General features: G+C 25.8%; 2 protein-coding genes. Both read left to right on the plus strand.

Translation table 11 applies throughout. The features are described from left to right. A partial coding sequence (locus ACO409_RS10790; protein ID WP_485557145.1) for an RNA-guided endonuclease InsQ/TnpB family protein occupies nucleotides 1–383 on the plus strand: 383 nt, incomplete at its 5' end. Nucleotides 384–709: 326 nt separating this feature from the next. After that, complete coding sequence (locus tag ACO409_RS10795; RefSeq protein ID WP_485557147.1) at nucleotides 710–1,336, plus strand: histidine phosphatase family protein; 627 nt, start codon at nucleotides 710–712, stop codon at nucleotides 1,334–1,336. Nucleotides 1,337–1,854 lie beyond the last annotated feature (518 nt).

A 1,854-nucleotide genomic window follows, 5' to 3' on the forward strand; every position in this document is an offset into this window, starting at 1 on the left:
AGTATATTAAAAATTGTCGAAGAGATTTTTTGCATAAATTATCGAAAAAATTGTCCAAAAAACATAATGCTGTGATTGTTGAGGATTTGAATATGAAAGGGATGAGTCAGGCATTAAATTTTGGGAAAAGTGTAGGAGATAATGGATGGGGAATGTTTTTGAGGATGCTTGAGTATAAACTGATGTTTTTAGGAAAGCAATTTTTGAAGATAGATAAGTGGTTTCCATCATCGAAAACTTGCAGTAAATGTGGAAATATTAAAGAGGAACTGAAATTATCAGAAAGAAGTTATAAATGTGAGTGTTGTGGAATTGAAATTGATAGAGATTACAATGCGGCACTGAATATAAGAGCTGTTGGAAAAGAAATGTTGAAATATTAGGAAACAAAAAAACAGGGCAGGGACTGTCCGAAGAGCTTGGTAAATATATTTGGCTAACAGAAGCAGATACTTTCCAAGAAGCTCCCGCTTCTAAAAGCGGGAGTAGTTCACCTATAGAAAATGATATAATATAGCAAAACTAATTTAAAACTGAACTTAAAAATTATAGCTATTTTACTCAAAACCTAAGTTTATATAATCTTTAATAGTTCAATTTTGAATGAGTTTTAGTATATATTTAAAAAATAAAAAATACTAGTTATTGAACATATCTATTATTTTTAATAAATATTACACGAAAAAATTACAGAAAGGATAAAAAAAGTATGGATAATAAATTAAAACTTTACATTGTTAGACACGGACAAACTGAGTGGAATGTACTGGAAAAATTTCAAGGACAGCTAAATTCGCCACTTACATTAAAAGGAATTGAAAAAGTAAAAGAAACTGCCATAAAGCTTAAAGATACAAAATTTAAAGCAGTTTACACAAGCCAAGTAGGAAGAACAATTGCTACTGCAGAGATAATTTTACAAAATAACAACTATGAAAAATCAAAAACTGCTGATCACAAATTAAAATTACAAAAACTATCTGAATTAAATGAAATTTATTTTGGAGAATGGCAAGGAATGACATTCAAAGAAACTTTCCTTAAATTTCCAGAAGAAGCTCATAACTATTTTTATGATGTAAAAAACTATAATGCAAAAAATATAAAAGGAGAAGAATTAAAAGACGGATTAGAACGTTTTTTAAAAGGATTACATAAAATTAGAAAAGAACAAAAATCAGGAAATATTTTAGTTGTAACACATGGAACCGTTCTAGAATTATTTTTTAATCACATTCAAAATAAAGAAGCCGATGATCTGGATGAACGAAAATTAATAGGTAATGGTCAATACAAAATTTTTACTTTTGAAAATGAAAAATACATTGAATTATAGTAAAACTAATTTAAAACTGAACGCAAAAATTATAACTATTTTACTAAAAATATAAATTTAGAACAAAACTTATGTTTTGATACTAAACTCTATTTAAAAAATAGAAATAATATTTTATTTATTTTCTAACAATTATTCTCTTGTTAAACAAAATTTGTAATAACTTTTATGTTTCAATAAGAAATAACATAAATTTGTTATACCACTAAAATAATATTTTTTCTTTTTTTATCAGGGGTATCATCGTTATATCCCTGTATCTACTTATGACAACTCTCATTTAAATAACAAATACGTTATAAATCTTTCCAGCATATTAAACCTGATATTTATCTTCAAAATTAAAATAAATATTCACTTGTCTTTTTCTAATAAAAAAAGAAGCTAAACTTATAACTTTTTAACACAGCCTCTTTCAAATCTATTAAATATACTATAATCAGTTAACATAATTTTTAAAAAATAAAAAAGTTTGGCAATTACCTATCTTCCCAGGACAAATCCAAGTATTTTAGGCG

The sequence above is a fragment of the Leptotrichia sp. genome, from assembly GCF_057270615.1.

Excerpts from the sequence above, each read along its gene's own strand:
- ACO409_RS10795 (WP_485557147.1), top strand. The coding sequence starts at position 710 with ATGGATAATAAATTAAAACTTTACATTGTTAGACACGGACAAACTGAG.